The sequence below is a fragment of the Lelliottia sp. 489 genome (genome assembly GCF_050435885.1).
Classification (GTDB): domain Bacteria; phylum Pseudomonadota; class Gammaproteobacteria; order Enterobacterales; family Enterobacteriaceae; genus Enterobacter; species Enterobacter nimipressuralis.
In genome coordinates, this window is sequence record NZ_JBNDLC010000001.1 from 16,480 (window position 1) to 31,529 (window position 15,050).

The following is a 15,050-nucleotide window of genomic DNA, read 5'->3' on the forward strand; positions in this document are numbered from 1 at the left end:
GGGTTTTTTATTGTCTGGAGAAAATATGATTTATAACACCGGCACAATCGCCATAAATGGAAATACCGCAACCGGCACAGGCACAAACTGGACGGCTCCCGCCAGCCAGGTTCGCGCTGGCCAGACGATTATCATCATGTCTAACCCGGTCCAGATGTTCCAGATTTCATCCGTAAACAGCGCCACGTCAATGACGGTTACGCCTGCTGCTTCCCCGGCGCTGGGCGGCCAGAAGTACGGCATTCTGGTATCAGACAATATCTCGGTCGATGGCCTGGCGCAGGCGATGTCTCAGCTCATCAAAGACTACGACGAGAATATCGGTGCGTGGGAGACGTTTGCCACAACCACGGCAAACCAGAGCATCACTGTCACCATCAACGGCAAGGCAGTAACCATTCCAGCGATCGGCAAGTTACTGCAGAAAGGAAGCAATGGTGCACTTGGTGTCGCAGATGGCGGTACCGGCGCAACGACCAAAGAAGACGCTCGCACAAACCTCGGTTTGGGAAGTAGTGCCACGAAGGATGTCGGAACCGCAGCTGGAAACGTCATGCAGGTGGGGGCTTTTGGGCTAGGTTCACCTCAGCAGAATAAGCCAAACGATGCTAATGCATCTTTTATCAGTGACGCTGATGGTCTAACCCTGTGGGCTCCAGCCAATGGTTGCGGTTATCAAAGTTCTTACAATACGCAGCGTATTGCTCAAATGTGGGTAACATCTAACGGTGCCGGGTACAGCCGATTTTTGACAAACACAAACCCTCAAACGCCAAAAACCGATGTACCGTGGACACTTTACCAGGCCTCTGGAACGTCAGACATTAACTTCAAAAAGGTAACCGGTGATCTTGATTTAAACGAGTCGCTTTCGAACATAGAGGCAATGGATTTTAAAACTTTCTATTACCTGGCTGATGAGGATAAAACGATTCGTCGCGGCATCATTGCACAGGAGATTGAGAAGATAGATCCGCAGTACGTTCACTCAGCTGAAGAATCGGGGAAAATGACGCTCGACCTCAACCCTCTTGTGCTCGATGCGCTGGCGGCAATCAAAGCGCTGACAATCCGTGTGAAGGGACTAGAGAAACCGGTGGAGGATTAGGTAGCCGATGGGCTGCAAAGTTCACGCAGTTCTCTTTCTAAGCTTCTGACACGCTCGGCAAGCTCCTTTATTGCCTCCACATACAGGGCGCTCATTGCGCTGTAGTCCACAGTTTTGAGATCATTAATTTCTTCTCCAGCAGGTGTTGTGCCGGTGCCGCCAGAACTCACAGCCACCGGCAGAACCTGCTCCAGTTCCTGAGCGATAATGCCTGCGCTTCGTACCGTCGCTGATTCGGTGAGTTGAATGCCAAACGTATAACCAGTAAGTGAGCAAATCCTCTCCAGGGCCTTGCTGACAGGTTCTTTGTCAAACTTAACTCGTTCGTCAGAGGTCTGGTTTACCGAAATGCAGGTGAACCGGCCAGATGATTCAAACGAAAAACTATAGCCATTCGCTCCACCGTTATCGTTGCTGTCCGGTCTGAGTCGGATCGTACCGTCCTTAGGTGCATAGATTACCCCGCGCGATGCATTCCCACCGACCCCGTAAAACCACAGGTGCGCATTCTGCGTATCGCTGGAAGCCCATATGTTTGACGACGTGGTTGCTCTTAGTGTGCCATCGGCGCTGATGCTGTTTTGGCAGTTAATTGGATTACGGAACTCGAAACTGTCTCCGATAAACACGTATTTTCCTGCATAAAATGTAAAGTCCCCTTTGCCATTAGCTCCATTGGAATTGCCACCGCAAAGGATGCGCGCGTCATAGTCATTCGAGCCAAGAAAATGGAAGTCAACGAAGCTCGCTGAAGAGGTTTTTTTGGCTCCGATTTCAAGGCTGCCGAAGTTGGGTGTAACTGTATCTCCCAAACCGACCTTTATTCACCTTCGTCGTCAGTCATGGTGAGCACAGCCGCTCTCATTCTTTGGTTGTATAAAGAATCGGCAGGCATTTCGACACGAACGGACACAAACTGGTCGCGGGGAATGTCGACCGGATCGCCATCGCTCACGCCGTCCTTTTCATTCCGGGCAAACGCCGGTGCGCCCGGATGCGAGCGATGATAGGTTTTTACCAGCACCGAACCGTCAGGATTTACTTCATAATCCAGCCAGATCAAAGGCTGTTTGTTGCGGTCTGTAGGTATCTCGAAACCACCATCTTCACCACTCCATGCCGCATCAGCGTTCATCCCCATACAACCTTCAATAAGGTACTGACCAACACCCAGGCGCGTCACTGCGCACCCCGCCGATTCCTCATTAATCTGATAACCACCATCATGATTAATCTGCACAACTGGAGAGGCAGCTTTAAGTGTGCCATCGCTGGCTTTTGTCGTGTTTGTTGTTGAATACAGCTCTGACCATGTCCCGCCCTGAGAATTGCCGTAGGTACGTATAAAGCCACGGGCTTTACCTCCTGCGGTAATGGCAAAATCAGAGCCATATGATCCCTGGGGGATGTGGAGTACTGTTACTCCCGTTGTGCCAGCGGGATTGTGCTCAGTTCCACCCTGTATTGATAGTAAGGATGAAACTGAGTTTCCGGTCGCATCCATATACAGAGTATTTTGAACTCCCAACCCAAAAGCCCCCACCTGCATGACGTTCCCAGCTGCGGTTCCGACATCCTTCGTGGCACTACTTCCCAAACCGACGTTTTATAGATTGCCTCTCAAGTGCGTGGTCGATAACTTCACCTGATTTTTTGGCAAAAAATATTGGGTAAAAAATATGCAGATTGGCTATGTCCGGGTGTCAACAAATGACCAAAATACTGATCTCCAGCGGCAGGCACTTGAACGCGCAGGATGTGAGCAGATTTTTGAAGAAAAAATGAGCGGAACCGTGGCTAATCGCCCGGCACTAAAAAGGCTGCTTCGGACGTTAAGCGAAGGCGATACGCTGGTGGTCTGGAAGCTGGATAGACTGGGCCGGAGTATGCGGAATCTTGTCCTTCTGGTAGACGAATTACGGCAGCGCGGTATTCATTTTCGTAGCCTCACGGACAGCATAGACACTTCCAGCCCGATGGGGCGATTCATCTTCCATATCATGTCCGCTCTTGCCGAGATGGAAAGGGAACTGATCGTCGAGAGAACGCGCGCTGGCCTTGCCGCTGCGAGAGAAAAGGGAAGGGTTGGTGGTCGGCGCCCAAAATTGACTGCGGAGCAATGGGCACAAGCTGGACGACTCGTTGCGAACGGCATCGACCGTAAGCAAGTAGCACTGATTTACGACGTAGCGGTCTGCACTCTGTACAAAAAATTCCCGGTAGGAAAGCCGGCTGGCGCAGAACTGTCGGCGGGCTGAAAAATTTACAAAAGCATATTTGTCGATGCATGAGTAGGTTACGAGTAAACCGCTTAAGCATAAATCAGCTAGCTTCACAGCGCACCTTGATCAGAATTTTTCATTCAACTACTGTATATAAAAACAGTATCGAGGCGTGCATTATGAAGTTGTACAGACCAGCAGAGTTACGTGAGGTCATTGCTATTCCGCTTTTCAGCGACTTAGTGCAATGTGGATTTCCCAGCCCGGCAGCGGATTACGTCGAGCAACGTATCGATCTCAATGAATTGATGATCCAGCACCCGAGTTCAACCTACTTCCTGAAGGCTGCCGGGGACTCGATGAGCGATGCGGGAATCGGTGATGGTGATCTGCTGGTGGTGGACAGCTCCATCACAGCAGATCATGGAGATATTGTGATTGCCGCAGTGGAAGGGGAGTTCACTGTAAAACGTCTGCAGCTTCGACCGACTGTTCAGCTTAATCCAATGAATAGCGCTTACAGCCCGATCATCATTGGCAGTGAAGATACCCTGGACGTTTTTGGTGTCGTGACTTTCATCGTTAAATCGGCGAGCTGAAGTATGTTCGCACTCTGTGATGTGAATTCCTTCTATGCATCATGCGAGACGGTTTTCAGACCGGATCTGCGGGGGCGGCCAGTAGTTGTTCTTTCTAATAACGATGGTTGTGTGATCGCGAGATCCGCAGAGGCCAAGGCGGCTGGAATTACCATGGGTGAGCCGTTCTTTAAGCAGAAAGATCTGTTCCGGCGCGCTGGCGTTGTCTGCTTCAGCAGCAACTATGAGCTGTATGCTGATATGTCGAACCGGGTAATGACGACGCTCGAGGAAATGAGTCCTCGCGTCGAAATTTACAGTATTGATGAAGCTTTTTGCGATCTGACTGGTGTTCGCAACTGCCGGGACCTGACGGAGTTCGGCAAAGAGATCCGAGCTACGGTTCTGAAGCGTACACATCTGACTGTCGGGGTTGGCATCGCGCAGACGAAAGCCCTCGCTAAGCTGGCAAATCACGCCGCCAAGAAATGGCAGCGACAGACAGGCGGGGTGGTTGATTTATCTAATATCGATCGCCAGCGTCGGTTGTTGGCTATCGTGCCTGTAGAGGACGTGTGGGGCGTCGGTAGGCGCATAAGCAAAAAGCTTAACGCTATGGGCATCAAAACGGCTCTGGACCTCTCAGAACAAAGCACCTGGATTATTCGTAAACACTTTAATGTCGTGCTCGAGCGAACGGTCAGGGAGCTGCGCGGCGAACCCTGTCTCGATCTCGAGGAGTTTGCCCCCGCAAAACAGGAAATCCTATGCAGCCGGTCATTCGGCGAACGCGTTACCGGCTATGAGCAGATGCGCCAGGCTATTTGCTCCTATGCTGCTCGTGGCGCAGAAAAGCTTCGCGGGGAGCACCAGTACTGCCGCTTTATCTCTGCGTTCGTGAAAACCTCTCCCTTTGCGCTTAACGAGCCGTATTATGGTAACAGTGCATCTATAAAGCTTCTCACACCAACTCAGGATTCCCGCGACATTATCAACGCCGCGGTAAAGTGCCTGGACAAAATCTGGAAGGATGGCCACCGATATCAGAAAGCGGGCATCATGCTTGGAGACTTTTTTAGCCAAGGCGTGGCCCAGCTCAATTTATTTGACGAGAACGCACCGCGGGCCGGTGGCGACAGGTTAATGGAGGTGCTGGATCGGTTGAACGCTAAAGGCGGGAAGGGCACGCTTTACTTTGCTGGCCAGGGCATACAGCAGCAGTGGCAGATGAAGCGTGAAATGCTCTCGCCGAGGTACACGACGAGATACGCTGATCTTCTTAGGGTTCGATGACAATCAAAGCATATATTTGTCCGCTTAGTGCCAGGAGCGGACGTTGCCATACGCGCAAATTAGGAATGGTGCTTTATAACTTCATCCGCACCACTACCTATTTGCATTACACTTAATAAACAAGAACAACCAATCCGCTAATTTTGGAGGGATAGTGCATGTCTGCCATGGATTTATCCAAAATGGGCACTGCCAGAGTGGCTCTGAATACCAGTGATTGTGATCATATAGTTATAGAGAAGTGGCCTGTCAGCGAAGTTGAGTGGGCCTTTTATAAATACGTGGCAACAGAGCTTAATCAGGCAGAGGTTGCAACTCCTAAGCTCTTGTCTGCTGATGCAGCCTTACGCCAATTAAGTATGGAGTATATTCCTTACTCGGTTGAACAAGCCAATGTGGCAAATGATTATGCCATAGCTATGCTGGGCCGCCTGCATCGTTATCCTGCGCATTCTGAATGGCTTTATCACACTCATACATGGACAGAAAAAGCGTTAGAAAACTCTCTCGTGCTTTTGGCGTTACCAGAAAAAAGTGCACAGCAGCTACGACGATTTCAGCAATGTAGTAATGAGTTATTTGGCTACCAAAGCCTGGTTTCAGGCGACAGCAACGCAGGCAACTGGGGAATGAGAGAAAACGGTGATTTAGTTCTTTTTGACTGGGAAAGATTTGGCAAAGGGAGTCCTGCTATCGACCTAGCTCCCCTTATAAAGGGAATGGGGAAAAAACAAATGTTTATGGCCCTTTCAGAACGCTATTGCGAGCTATCCTCCCACAAAAATATCATAGATCTGGCCAGAGAAATTGCTATAGCCAAAGCCTGGATTGTCACGGAAGTGATTACCCTACTTCAAAAGCGGCAAAAGGCTGCATTTCCCATTTATCTAAACTGGTATAGAGAGCATCTTCCAGACTGGTTAGACAACGTCAAAAAAATGTTATGAAGAATGAATTTAAAAAAATGCACTTTACCGGAATGTCCTATCCTCGCTCAAAGCAGACATGATCGCGTAGTTTTTGTACATCAGATCTCAGCTTCGATTAACTCCGGTCCCTGATTTCTCGGATTTCCTACGGCTCGAGTGACCGCATGCCAGATAAACTTGTCGGCTGGCACAGCGCCGTCGGCAGCTAAATCCTCCGCTTCTTTCCCGCCAATATCCTGCCTCATCCATTCTCTGGCGGCTTCAGGTGACAGCACCAGTGGCCGCCGGTCGTGAATATCGACCAGCCCCTTATCGGCTGCCGAAGTCACAATCAGGAAACCTTCTGTATCGTCTCCGCGTTCGAATGGGGTGCTGCCGATCACTGCCATAAAAATCGGTTTACCGTCGGCCCGATGAATGAAGTAGGGTTGTTTTATGTCACCTTCTTGTTTCCACTCAAACCAACCGTCTGCGAAACAAATCGCCCGGCCATGCTGCCAAAGAGGTTTGAACATTCTGCTGGTGGCTGCCGTCTCTACGCGCGCGTTTATCAGTGGCGGTTTGTCCCACCACCCGGGCGCGTAACCCCAGAACACTGGATCGAGATGCAGCAGCTCGTCACGTTCGCTCAGCAGCAAAACTTTAGTGCCTGGCGCCACGTTATACCTGCCGATCGGTTCCGGGTCATAAGCGATATCGCGATCGGCTTCGTCTGCCAGGTATGCCAGATATTCTTCGCGAGTTTGAGCTTGTGCAAAGCGCCCACACATAGAAACCTCCAGCCAGATGTCAGACTGAAAGTATAGGGCAGGGAGAGAAAGTGGTGCGTACTGGTTAAGTCTTACAAAAGGATCAATGGCGACTTTGATAAAAGTGTTGGTATATAAACTATTTGAAAGTCGCTAATACATTGATTTTTAAGTATATAAAATACACCCTATATACCATGAATATAATGTAAGTCATTGAAACATTGCCAGATTGGATCGGTCTTGAAAACCGGCGACCCGAAAGGGTTCTAGAGTTCGAATCTCTACGCTTCCGCCAAATACGAAAAAAGGGGTTACCGAAAGGTAACCCCTTTTTTTGCTCTCTTTTCATCAGAATCTTCTTTGGCTCAATCCATAGCCTGTTCAGACAATGCCAGCGACTCAAGGAAAGGAGAGTTTTAGCCCGATGAAGGGCGGGACGCTACCGATGTGGTTGAATGATGGGAATGTGGATCACTACACGTCGAAGATGTTGCGAGAGCCGGGGGCGCATTCCCGGCTCTCACGAGGCTTTTGTTTAGACTAGGCGCCTGTCACTCCAGACCCAGCGTGTACTGTGCAATTTTGAAATAGATAATCAGGCCTGTTCCGTCGATAAAGGTGGCGATAAACGGCGCGGATACCACGGCAGGGTCGATGCCGCAGCGTTTTAGCACCATCGGGATCACTGACGAGACAATGGCGCTCCAGAGGGTGATGCACACCAGCGTCAAGCTCACGATAAGCGTAATGTCCATTCCAATGCCCATCATCCAGGCGCGCACACAGCCTGCCAGCCCGAGCGTAACGGCAATCATCACCGAGGTGGTCATCTCTTTACGCAGCACGCGTCCCAGGTCTTTCAGCCCAACTTCACCCAGCGCCATCGCACGAACCAGCGTGGAGGTAATCTGCGTGCCGCTGTTGCCGCCGGTGCCAATGAGCAACGGAATAAAGAACGCCAGGGCGATCGCGGATTCGAGAGCATCTTCAAAATGCTGAAGCACGGTGCTGGTGTAGGCCTCTGCGACGAACAGCAGTAGCAGCCAGACGGCACGTTTTTTCCAAAGCTGCACGGCGCTGGTTTCGAGATAAGGCCGCTCCAGCGGCAGCGTTGCCCCCTGGCGCTGCGCATCTTCCGTCACGTCATCTTCCAGCAAATGCGCGATTTCGCGCTCGGTGAGACAACCAACCAGTTTCCCGTGGGTGACCACCGGTACAACGTCAACACCGGCATGGCTCAGCAGGGCGGCCACTTCTGCACGCTCATCGTCGGGTTTAACCTGCAAAAACTGAGAGACCATCAGCGCGCTCACGGCCTGAACGGTATTGGCTTCCTGTAATAACGTTCTGACCGAAATCATTCCAGCCAATCGGCCATTATTTTCAATAAAAATATGCGTTGGAATATCGTCATCTTTTAATTGTGCGAAGAAATGTTCACGCGCCAGCGCGACACATAATGACGCGTCGAGGACAATAAAATCCGTATTCATATATTGCGCGATGGCGCTGTCGTTAAATGCCGGAAGTGAATTATGGATGGTGTAAGACATAGTGAATTCCCTTTGAATATAATTATCTCTCAGGGGCGAGCAAGACAGGGCATGTCGAAGAGGAGATCCCCACGTCCTGGGTTCAGCACTGTACACCGTATCCCCGAAGGGAAGTTATACTGACAAAGCCTTGATTCGACAGTGCCTGTTTTACCCTGTGTTGTTTCTCTCGAAACCACCAGAGCGATAACGTGTATTTGTACAGGAGCCTCGCCATAACGAGATCGTAGTAAAGCGGTAGGGATAATACGCCAGTTTTTAAATGCTGCTTTAAAATATCATTAATGTTGACGAACGGTTTAGGTTAAATATATTTAATCCACGTTGAGGGTTTATTTAATTCATTTCATTTTAAATAGCAGATTCCCCTTTCTAAAGAGGCGCTGCGATGGAATGGCTCAATAATTTGCTTAATCATTTTGCACACTACCCGGCGCAATTGTTCGCCTTGCTGGCGGTAATGGCGTTCTGCAAATCAACGGTGTTTGTCTCCTCCATTCTTCCGCCCGCGTCGCTGATGTTGCTTGGTGGGATTACCGTCAGTCAGACAACGCTTTCGCCCGTGCTGGCCTGGCTTGCCGTGGTGACGGGCGCGACGTGCGGCTCAGTGCTGAATTACCATCTGGGGCAGCTCATGGGCAATACGCGGATGATGATGCGCCTGAGTGCAAAACATGCCGATCGCTTTTTACGCATCCAGCATCAGTTAGAGAAAAACAGCGTGGCAGTGTTATTCACCGCTCGTTTTCTGGCGGTGCTGCGCTACATCGTACCGCTGGCGGCGGGGATGCTCAGAGTGAATGTCGGGAAGGTTTACGCGGTGAGCCTGATCTCTGCCGCCGTCTGGGCGGCGCTGTATGTCGGCGCGGTGATCGGCATCAGCACCGGGTTTTCTCCCGGAGGGCTTTAGCCGTTCACGCGGATCACATGTTTTCCAGCCACATCATCCGTTTACTGGCGATCTGCGTATTTTGCCCGTTTATGCTGATAGAGCAGCGCGTCCGCCTTCAGCATTGCCTCCTCCAGAGTATCACCCTCGCGCATTTGGTAGCTCCCCCAGGAGAACGCCACCATTTTTTCCGTATCAATGGTCTGCAAATAACCTTGTATGCGCGCAATCATATCCCGGGAGCGGTCAATATTATTGTCGATCAGAATTAAACAAAACTCATCGCCGCCGAGCCGGATTCCGTAATCGCTTTTGCGAATCGACTGAGCCAGCGCCAGCCCCAGGGACTGAATCGCCTTATCGCCCATATGATGACCTAAGGTGTCATTGATTCTTTTGAGTCCATCGCTATCGATAGCAATCACCGTGACCGGAATATTTCTCTCCACCAGTAACTGAATTTTTTGATTGAGTTCTGGCGTGATCACTTTGCGGTTATACAGCCCGGTTAACACATCGGTAATATTGTCGCGGGAGAGTAATTTCTGGCGGATAAACTGTTTGCGGGCATAGCGCAGCAGCATCACGGTAGCCAGGACGTAAAGCAACACCAGCCAGAAAGTCAAAATCACCACGTAAATCGCATCGAGCTTAACGTGCAGGGTATAGTACTGCGTCATTTCATCTTTATAATTAATCAGATCCAGCGACCTAAGGATCGGCTTATGGAAAATGATATTCCCCCCGGTGGTATTATCCGTGACATACAGGGAGAGGAATTTCCACAATATTGGGCGGTCAGGGGTAATAAACGACGTGGCCAGATCGTGAATATTAATGTCAGTGATCAGTAGGCCTTTTATTTTTCCATCAAAAAATACCGGCTTGATCATGCTAATAATATTTCGCCTGGTATAGGCATCTTTATAAATGTGCGTCACAATATTTTCGCCCTGGATCAAATCTTCCAGCGCGTTATCATCTATCGTAATGGTGTTCGGGTTGTTTGCGAGATTGATTCTGTCCCCGTCGGCCACCAGCCAGTTACCAAAGGTGTAATCAAACGTGTTCACCAGATGGTTGATGTAAATATAGTTGTTTACGAGGTCAATATAATATCGGGTGCTATTAAACGCGTAGCCCGTGTAGTTGGAAAAAGTGTATTTTGACGAGGCTACAGTCTCCGTCATATTGATGACAGGCAGGGCGGGTACATCCTGCCCCCAGGCTTCGCAGGCGGTATTTCGCGTCTGAAGGGTCCCCTCCAGAAGGATGGTCGTTCTCGCCACCAGATTAAAGCCTTTGATCTCGCCAACAGTTTCAACATTCTTGCAGAGCGATTTGGCTTTTTCTTTATTATTTACGCCTGAGGCCGCTTGTTTAGAAAACGCGCGAGATAAACGATAGGCGATATCCTCATTAATAAATTCTTCATGGAAAAGGGCCGATTTCCCGTTCTCGGCAATGTAACCCATATAACCATGAAGATTCTTTACTTCATGTGAAATTAACGTTGCGAATATTGACGTTGTGCAGGCAATGATAATTATCGTTGCAGTGATATATTTACGTTGTGACAAGAAGGTTAATTCCTTTGCAATACCACCTAAGACTATTCGTAAGTATAACATTGAAACAGACTATTATTCAGTGAAGTTATATTTGAATGCTTATTAAACCAGGCGCGATATACCGGCACGAATTCCGCTATATCGCGCCTGTGAAATTACAGACTCCCGGTTCCGCCATCCACCAGCAGGTCGATCCCCACGGTATAGCTGGACTCATCGGACGCGAGATAGAGCGCCGCTTTCGCCAGTTCCTCTGGTGTACCCATTCGCCCAAGTGGGACCAGGCTTGCGATATCCCCCTGCAGCGCTTTCTGTGCCTCTGCGCTCAGCCCCAGTTTGTTCAACGCCGGGGTTTCTACCGGACCAGGGCTTAAGCCGTTCACACGAATGCCACGTGGCAGAAGTTCCGCAGAAAGTGTCCGCGCCAGCGACAGCAGACCTGCTTTACTGGCCGCGTACACGCTGCTGGTGGGTAAGCCGATCCGCGCGCTTACCGATCCGCACAGGATCACCGAAGAAGGGTTATTCAACAGCGGCAGCAGGGCCTGCACCAGAAAGAACGGGCCTTTGAGGTTAATGCCCATCAACCGATCCCACGCCTCTTCGCGCCACTCTTCCAGCAGCCCGTGCGTCACATCACCGGCGTTGATAAACACCGCATCCAGTCGCGGCCAGCGTGCAGCGAGGGTATCTGCCAGCTGTTTCTGTTCCGCGATATTCCCGGCGTCGGTGGCGATCACCCAGGCGTTGTCCCCCAGCACGCGCTGGGCCTCGGCCAGAGTGTCCGGGTTACGTCCGGTCACCGCGACGTGTGCTCCTTCGGCGATGAACACCTGCGCTGTCGCCAGACCGATGCCGCTGGTACCCCCTGTAATAAGCGTATATTTACCTGCTAAACGACCCATGGTTATCTCCTGAAATGTCACTGGAGAAAGCACTATAGAAACGTTAGTATCCAAAAGAAACCAGGTACCATTTGGATACTAACGAGGCGAAGGGTGTGCTATGGCGCAAACAGGCGAACTAACCTGCGAAAAAAATTCTGCGACGGAATCCTGTCCGATGACGCAATTCGTCAATCTGATTTCGGGCAAATGGGCGATCCCCATTCTCTATCGTTTGATTGTGCTGAACAGCCCGGTGCGTTTTGGCGATTTGCTGCGCGCCGCCGCGCCCATCACTCAAAAAGAGCTGACCAAACAGCTGCGATTATTTGAACAGCGTGGGCTGGTGTCGCGCACCATTTATCCGGAAATCCCGCCGCGGGTGGAATATCAGATCACGGCGTTAGGGTTGACGCTGCAAAGCGCGCTCTCTCCGCTGGCCGCCTGGATGCGGGAGTACGGCGACCAGCTGGAGCGCTAGTTTAACGACTGAAATAACGCGGGGCCGGGACGCCGGTGCGCGCGCTGTTGAACAGGGCCAGACGCGCCTCTTCATAGTCCTCCCACAGCTGCACATCGTGCATTGGCGGGATAGTAATCAGTTCACCCTGATCCAGCCCGGCGAGTGCCGCATCGACCATATTGTCGGTGGTCATCACCGATCCTTCCGGCAGATCGTTCATCGAGACACCCGAAATTTCCCAGATTTCAGTCGCGGTGGCGGCAGGTAACACCGCCTGAATCCGCACGCCGCTGTCGGCAAACTCTTCCTGCAAACCGCGCGTAAAGTTGAGCACCCACGCTTTGGTGGCGCTATAGAGCGCGCTGCCCGCACGGGCGTGAATTGACAGCACCGAGGCGATATTGATCAGCGTACCGCGACGGTTTTCCGCCAGGCGTGGAAGAACCGCGAGCGTCAAACGCATCAGCGCAGTCGTGTTGAGAGTATTGATGGCCTGATGCGAAGCGGCATCACTGGCGAGGAACGGTGCCATTTGCGCCGTGCCTGCATTATTGACCAGCGTGTCGATGGCGTTATTACTGTGCAGCACTTCCTCGACGGCGCGGATCCCCGTCTCTTGTGTCAGGTCAGCAACCAGAATCTCGACGTTAACGCCATAGCGTTCACGCAGTTGCGATGCCAGCGCGTTCAGACGATCTTCCCGGCGGGCGACCAGCACCAGGTTGATGCCCCGCGCAGCGAAACGATCGGCGTACACCGCGCCAATACCGGATGATGCCCCTGTGATCAACGCGGTCGAGTGTTGAGTTGTCATTGCGTGTTACCTCAAAGCGGAGTGGATTAATGGTTTCAATATGAAACTGAATCAACTGTGAGATATTTGGTTTTATAATGCAACCAATTTGCGAAGATTATTTTTATTCTGCGGTCAGAAGGAGGGCGAAGGTACGGCTAATGTATTGAAAATAAGGGCTAAGGGAGCTTTGGGACCACCTCGTCCGGCGTCAGTTCGCGGCCATCGTGCGCGATAAGCGCCAGCTTACGCAGCGGCTGACGATGTTCGGCATCCACCAGCACGCTTCCCAGCTCATTTTCCGCAAACAGAAATTCATTGCCCCACTGGGACAACGCCACCAGCACCGTCTGCAGGGCACGGCCTTTATCGGTCAGGACATACTCCTGCCAGGCGCTGCCGTCGGAGGCGGGCTGCAACACCAGAATCTCTTCTTCCACCAGCAGCTTGAGGCGCGTGGCAAGCATATTTTTGGCGATGCCGAGGCTTTTCTGGAACTCCCCAAAGCGCTTCAGCCCGCGCAGGGCGTCGCGCACAATCAGCAGCGACCACCAGTCGCCGATAATATCGAGCGAACGGGCGACGGGGCAGGTACTCTCTTCAAGACGGGTTCGTTTCACAGTCACTCCTGAGGTTGATAGTTTTATTATAAAACCTTTTTTCGCCCGCGTAAAAAGAGATAACTATCAGTTTGAGAAATGGTTCCCGGAAATATGTCATCAATCTGTCACAATCACATCGACGATAATAATACGTGAGGAACAAGGGATGAGAAAAACACTACTCGCTATTGCAGTGGCTGGCACCGTAACAATGACCTCTGGCGTTCAGGCGCAACCGGCCCCGGAAGGCTATCAGTTGCAGCAGGTTTTAATCATGAGCCGCCACAACCTGCGCGCGCCGCTGGCGAATAACGGCAGCGTGCTGGAGCAGTCCACGCCGGGCAAATGGCCGGAATGGGAGGTGCCGGGCGGGCAGCTCACCACCAAAGGCGGCGTGCTCGAAGTCTATATGGGCCATTACATGCGTGAATGGCTGGCGGAGCAGGGGATGGTGACCACTGGCGAATGCCCACCGGCTGACGCGGTCTATACCTATGCCAACAGTCTGCAACGTACCGTCGCGACCGCGCAGTTCTTTATCACCGGGGCTTTCCCTGGCTGTGATGTGCCGGTGCATCATCAGGAAAAAATGGGCACCATGGACCCGACCTTTAACCCGGTGATCACCGATAATTCGCCGGAGTTCCGCGAAAAAGCGGTCAAAGCGATGGAGACCGAGCGCCAGGGCATGAAGCTGGATGAGAGCTACAAGCTGCTGGAACAAATCACCAAATACACCGATTCCCCGTCCTGCAAAGAGAAAAAAGAGTGCTCTCTGACCGAGGCCAAAGACACCTTCACCGCCGATTATGAAAAAGAGCCGAGCGTCTCTGGTCCGCTTAAAGTAGGCAACTCGCTGGTGGATGCCTTTACGCTGCAGTATTACGAAGGTTTCCCGCTGGATCAGGTGGCGTGGGGCGAAATCAAGACGGACCAGCAGTGGCGCGTCCTGTCACAGCTGAAAAATGGCTATCAGGATTCTCTTTTCACCTCCACGGAAGTGGCGCGAAACGTCGCCAAACCGCTGGTGAAATATATCGATAAGGCACTGGTCACCGATCAGGCGAAAGCACCGAAAATCACCGTGCTGGTGGGGCATGACTCCAACATCGCATCGCTGCTGACGGCGCTGGATTTCAAACCTTATCAGCTGCATGACCAGCACGAACGCACGCCGATTGGCGGGAAGATCGTCTTCCAGCGCTGGCATGATCAGAGTGCGAATCGTGACCTGATGAAAATTGAGTATGTCTATCAAAGCTCAGAGCAGTTGCGAAACGCCGATGTGCTGTCGCTGAAATCTCCGGCGCAGCGTGTGACGCTCGAACTGAAAGACTGTCCGGTGGATACCAACGGTTTCTGCCCGATTGATAAATTTAATACGCTGATGAACGACGCGGCGAAATAAGTAAA

16 protein-coding genes and 1 riboswitch are annotated in these 15,050 nt (G+C 51.5%); of the genes, 8 read left to right on the forward strand and 8 right to left on the reverse strand.

Annotation, left to right across the window (positions count from 1 at the left end):
• Positions 1 to 25 precede the first annotated feature (25 nt).
• Positions 26 to 1,108, forward strand: coding sequence for a tail fiber domain-containing protein (locus ABIE11_RS00100; protein ID WP_429183476.1), 1,083 nt, complete (start codon positions 26 to 28; stop codon positions 1,106 to 1,108).
• Here the strand turns inward: ABIE11_RS00100 and ABIE11_RS00105 are convergent.
• Positions 1,105 to 1,920, reverse strand: coding sequence for a tail fiber domain-containing protein (locus ABIE11_RS00105; RefSeq protein ID WP_429183477.1), 816 nt, complete (start codon positions 1,918 to 1,920; stop codon positions 1,105 to 1,107). The genes ABIE11_RS00100 and ABIE11_RS00105 overlap by 4 nt on opposite strands.
• Positions 1,921 to 1,928: 8 nt before the next feature.
• Positions 1,929 to 2,657 carry a hypothetical protein gene (locus ABIE11_RS00110; RefSeq protein ID WP_429183479.1) on the reverse strand — a complete coding sequence of 243 codons (729 nt, stop codon included), beginning with the start codon at positions 2,655 to 2,657 and terminating at the stop codon, positions 1,929 to 1,931.
• 130 nt (positions 2,658 to 2,787) lie between these two features.
• Here ABIE11_RS00110 and ABIE11_RS00115 point away from each other — a divergent pair, with 130 nt between their 5' ends.
• The 4 genes from ABIE11_RS00115 to ABIE11_RS00130 all read left to right on the forward strand — a co-directional run bounded on the left by ABIE11_RS00115 (position 2,788) and on the right by ABIE11_RS00130 (position 6,148).
• On the forward strand, positions 2,788 to 3,366 hold the full coding sequence (locus ABIE11_RS00115; RefSeq protein ID WP_429183480.1) for a recombinase family protein: 579 nt from the start codon (positions 2,788 to 2,790) through the stop codon (positions 3,364 to 3,366).
• A gap of 143 nt (positions 3,367 to 3,509) precedes the next feature.
• Positions 3,510 to 3,929 (forward strand): translesion error-prone DNA polymerase V autoproteolytic subunit, encoded by a 420-nt coding sequence (locus ABIE11_RS00120; RefSeq protein ID WP_231276447.1) that lies wholly within the window; start codon positions 3,510 to 3,512, stop codon positions 3,927 to 3,929.
• 3 nt (positions 3,930 to 3,932) lie between these two features.
• Positions 3,933 to 5,201: a Y-family DNA polymerase gene (locus tag ABIE11_RS00125; protein WP_429183481.1), complete on the forward strand. Its 1,269-nt coding sequence runs from the start codon at positions 3,933 to 3,935 to the stop codon at positions 5,199 to 5,201.
• A 158-nt stretch (positions 5,202 to 5,359) separates the two neighbouring features.
• Positions 5,360 to 6,148 (forward strand): phosphotransferase family protein, encoded by a 789-nt coding sequence (locus tag ABIE11_RS00130; protein WP_014882898.1) that lies wholly within the window; start codon positions 5,360 to 5,362, stop codon positions 6,146 to 6,148.
• A gap of 80 nt (positions 6,149 to 6,228) precedes the next feature.
• Here the strand turns inward: ABIE11_RS00130 and ABIE11_RS00135 are convergent, their stop codons facing one another.
• Both ABIE11_RS00135 and ABIE11_RS00140 read right to left on the reverse strand, forming a co-directional pair.
• Positions 6,229 to 6,900, reverse strand: coding sequence for an SOS response-associated peptidase (locus tag ABIE11_RS00135; protein WP_429183483.1), 672 nt, complete (start codon positions 6,898 to 6,900; stop codon positions 6,229 to 6,231).
• A 533-nt stretch (positions 6,901 to 7,433) separates the two neighbouring features.
• The gene (locus tag ABIE11_RS00140) at positions 7,434 to 8,435 is read right to left on the reverse strand and encodes a magnesium transporter (protein WP_102105583.1); all 1,002 of its coding nucleotides are present in this window, start codon (positions 8,433 to 8,435) and stop codon (positions 7,434 to 7,436) included.
• 60 nt (positions 8,436 to 8,495) lie between these two features.
• A riboswitch (M-box (ykoK) riboswitch) is annotated at positions 8,496 to 8,665 on the reverse strand.
• 158 nt (positions 8,666 to 8,823) lie between these two features.
• Between ABIE11_RS00140 and ABIE11_RS00145 the strand changes: the two genes are divergently transcribed.
• The gene (locus ABIE11_RS00145) at positions 8,824 to 9,345 is read left to right on the forward strand and encodes a DedA family protein (protein ID WP_429183484.1); all 522 of its coding nucleotides are present in this window, start codon (positions 8,824 to 8,826) and stop codon (positions 9,343 to 9,345) included.
• Positions 9,346 to 9,386: 41 nt separating this feature from the next.
• Here ABIE11_RS00145 and dgcJ read toward each other — a convergent pair whose 3' ends face one another.
• Entirely contained in the window at positions 9,387 to 10,904 is a 1,518-nt protein-coding gene (gene dgcJ / locus ABIE11_RS00150; protein ID WP_429183486.1) for a diguanylate cyclase DgcJ, read from the reverse strand.
• Between the two features lie 146 nt (positions 10,905 to 11,050).
• Positions 11,051 to 11,800 (reverse strand): SDR family oxidoreductase, encoded by a 750-nt coding sequence (locus tag ABIE11_RS00155; RefSeq protein WP_429183487.1) that lies wholly within the window; start codon positions 11,798 to 11,800, stop codon positions 11,051 to 11,053.
• 100 nt (positions 11,801 to 11,900) lie between these two features.
• Here ABIE11_RS00155 and ABIE11_RS00160 point away from each other — a divergent pair, with 100 nt between their 5' ends.
• Positions 11,901 to 12,260, forward strand: coding sequence for a winged helix-turn-helix transcriptional regulator (locus tag ABIE11_RS00160; RefSeq protein WP_100780665.1), 360 nt, complete (start codon positions 11,901 to 11,903; stop codon positions 12,258 to 12,260).
• Position 12,261: 1 nt separating this feature from the next.
• Here the strand turns inward: ABIE11_RS00160 and ABIE11_RS00165 are convergent, their stop codons facing one another.
• Both ABIE11_RS00165 and ABIE11_RS00170 read right to left on the reverse strand, forming a co-directional pair.
• Positions 12,262 to 13,056 (reverse strand): SDR family NAD(P)-dependent oxidoreductase, encoded by a 795-nt coding sequence (locus ABIE11_RS00165; protein ID WP_409255665.1) that lies wholly within the window; start codon positions 13,054 to 13,056, stop codon positions 12,262 to 12,264.
• A gap of 158 nt (positions 13,057 to 13,214) precedes the next feature.
• Complete coding sequence (locus ABIE11_RS00170; RefSeq protein ID WP_102105578.1) at positions 13,215 to 13,655, reverse strand: winged helix-turn-helix transcriptional regulator; 441 nt, start codon at positions 13,653 to 13,655, stop codon at positions 13,215 to 13,217.
• 148 nt (positions 13,656 to 13,803) lie between these two features.
• On the opposite strand from ABIE11_RS00170, the gene agp reads away from it, so the two are divergent.
• Positions 13,804 to 15,045, forward strand: coding sequence for a bifunctional glucose-1-phosphatase/inositol phosphatase (gene agp, locus ABIE11_RS00175; RefSeq protein WP_429183489.1), 1,242 nt, complete (start codon positions 13,804 to 13,806; stop codon positions 15,043 to 15,045).
• The last annotated feature ends 5 nt before the right edge of the window (positions 15,046 to 15,050 follow it).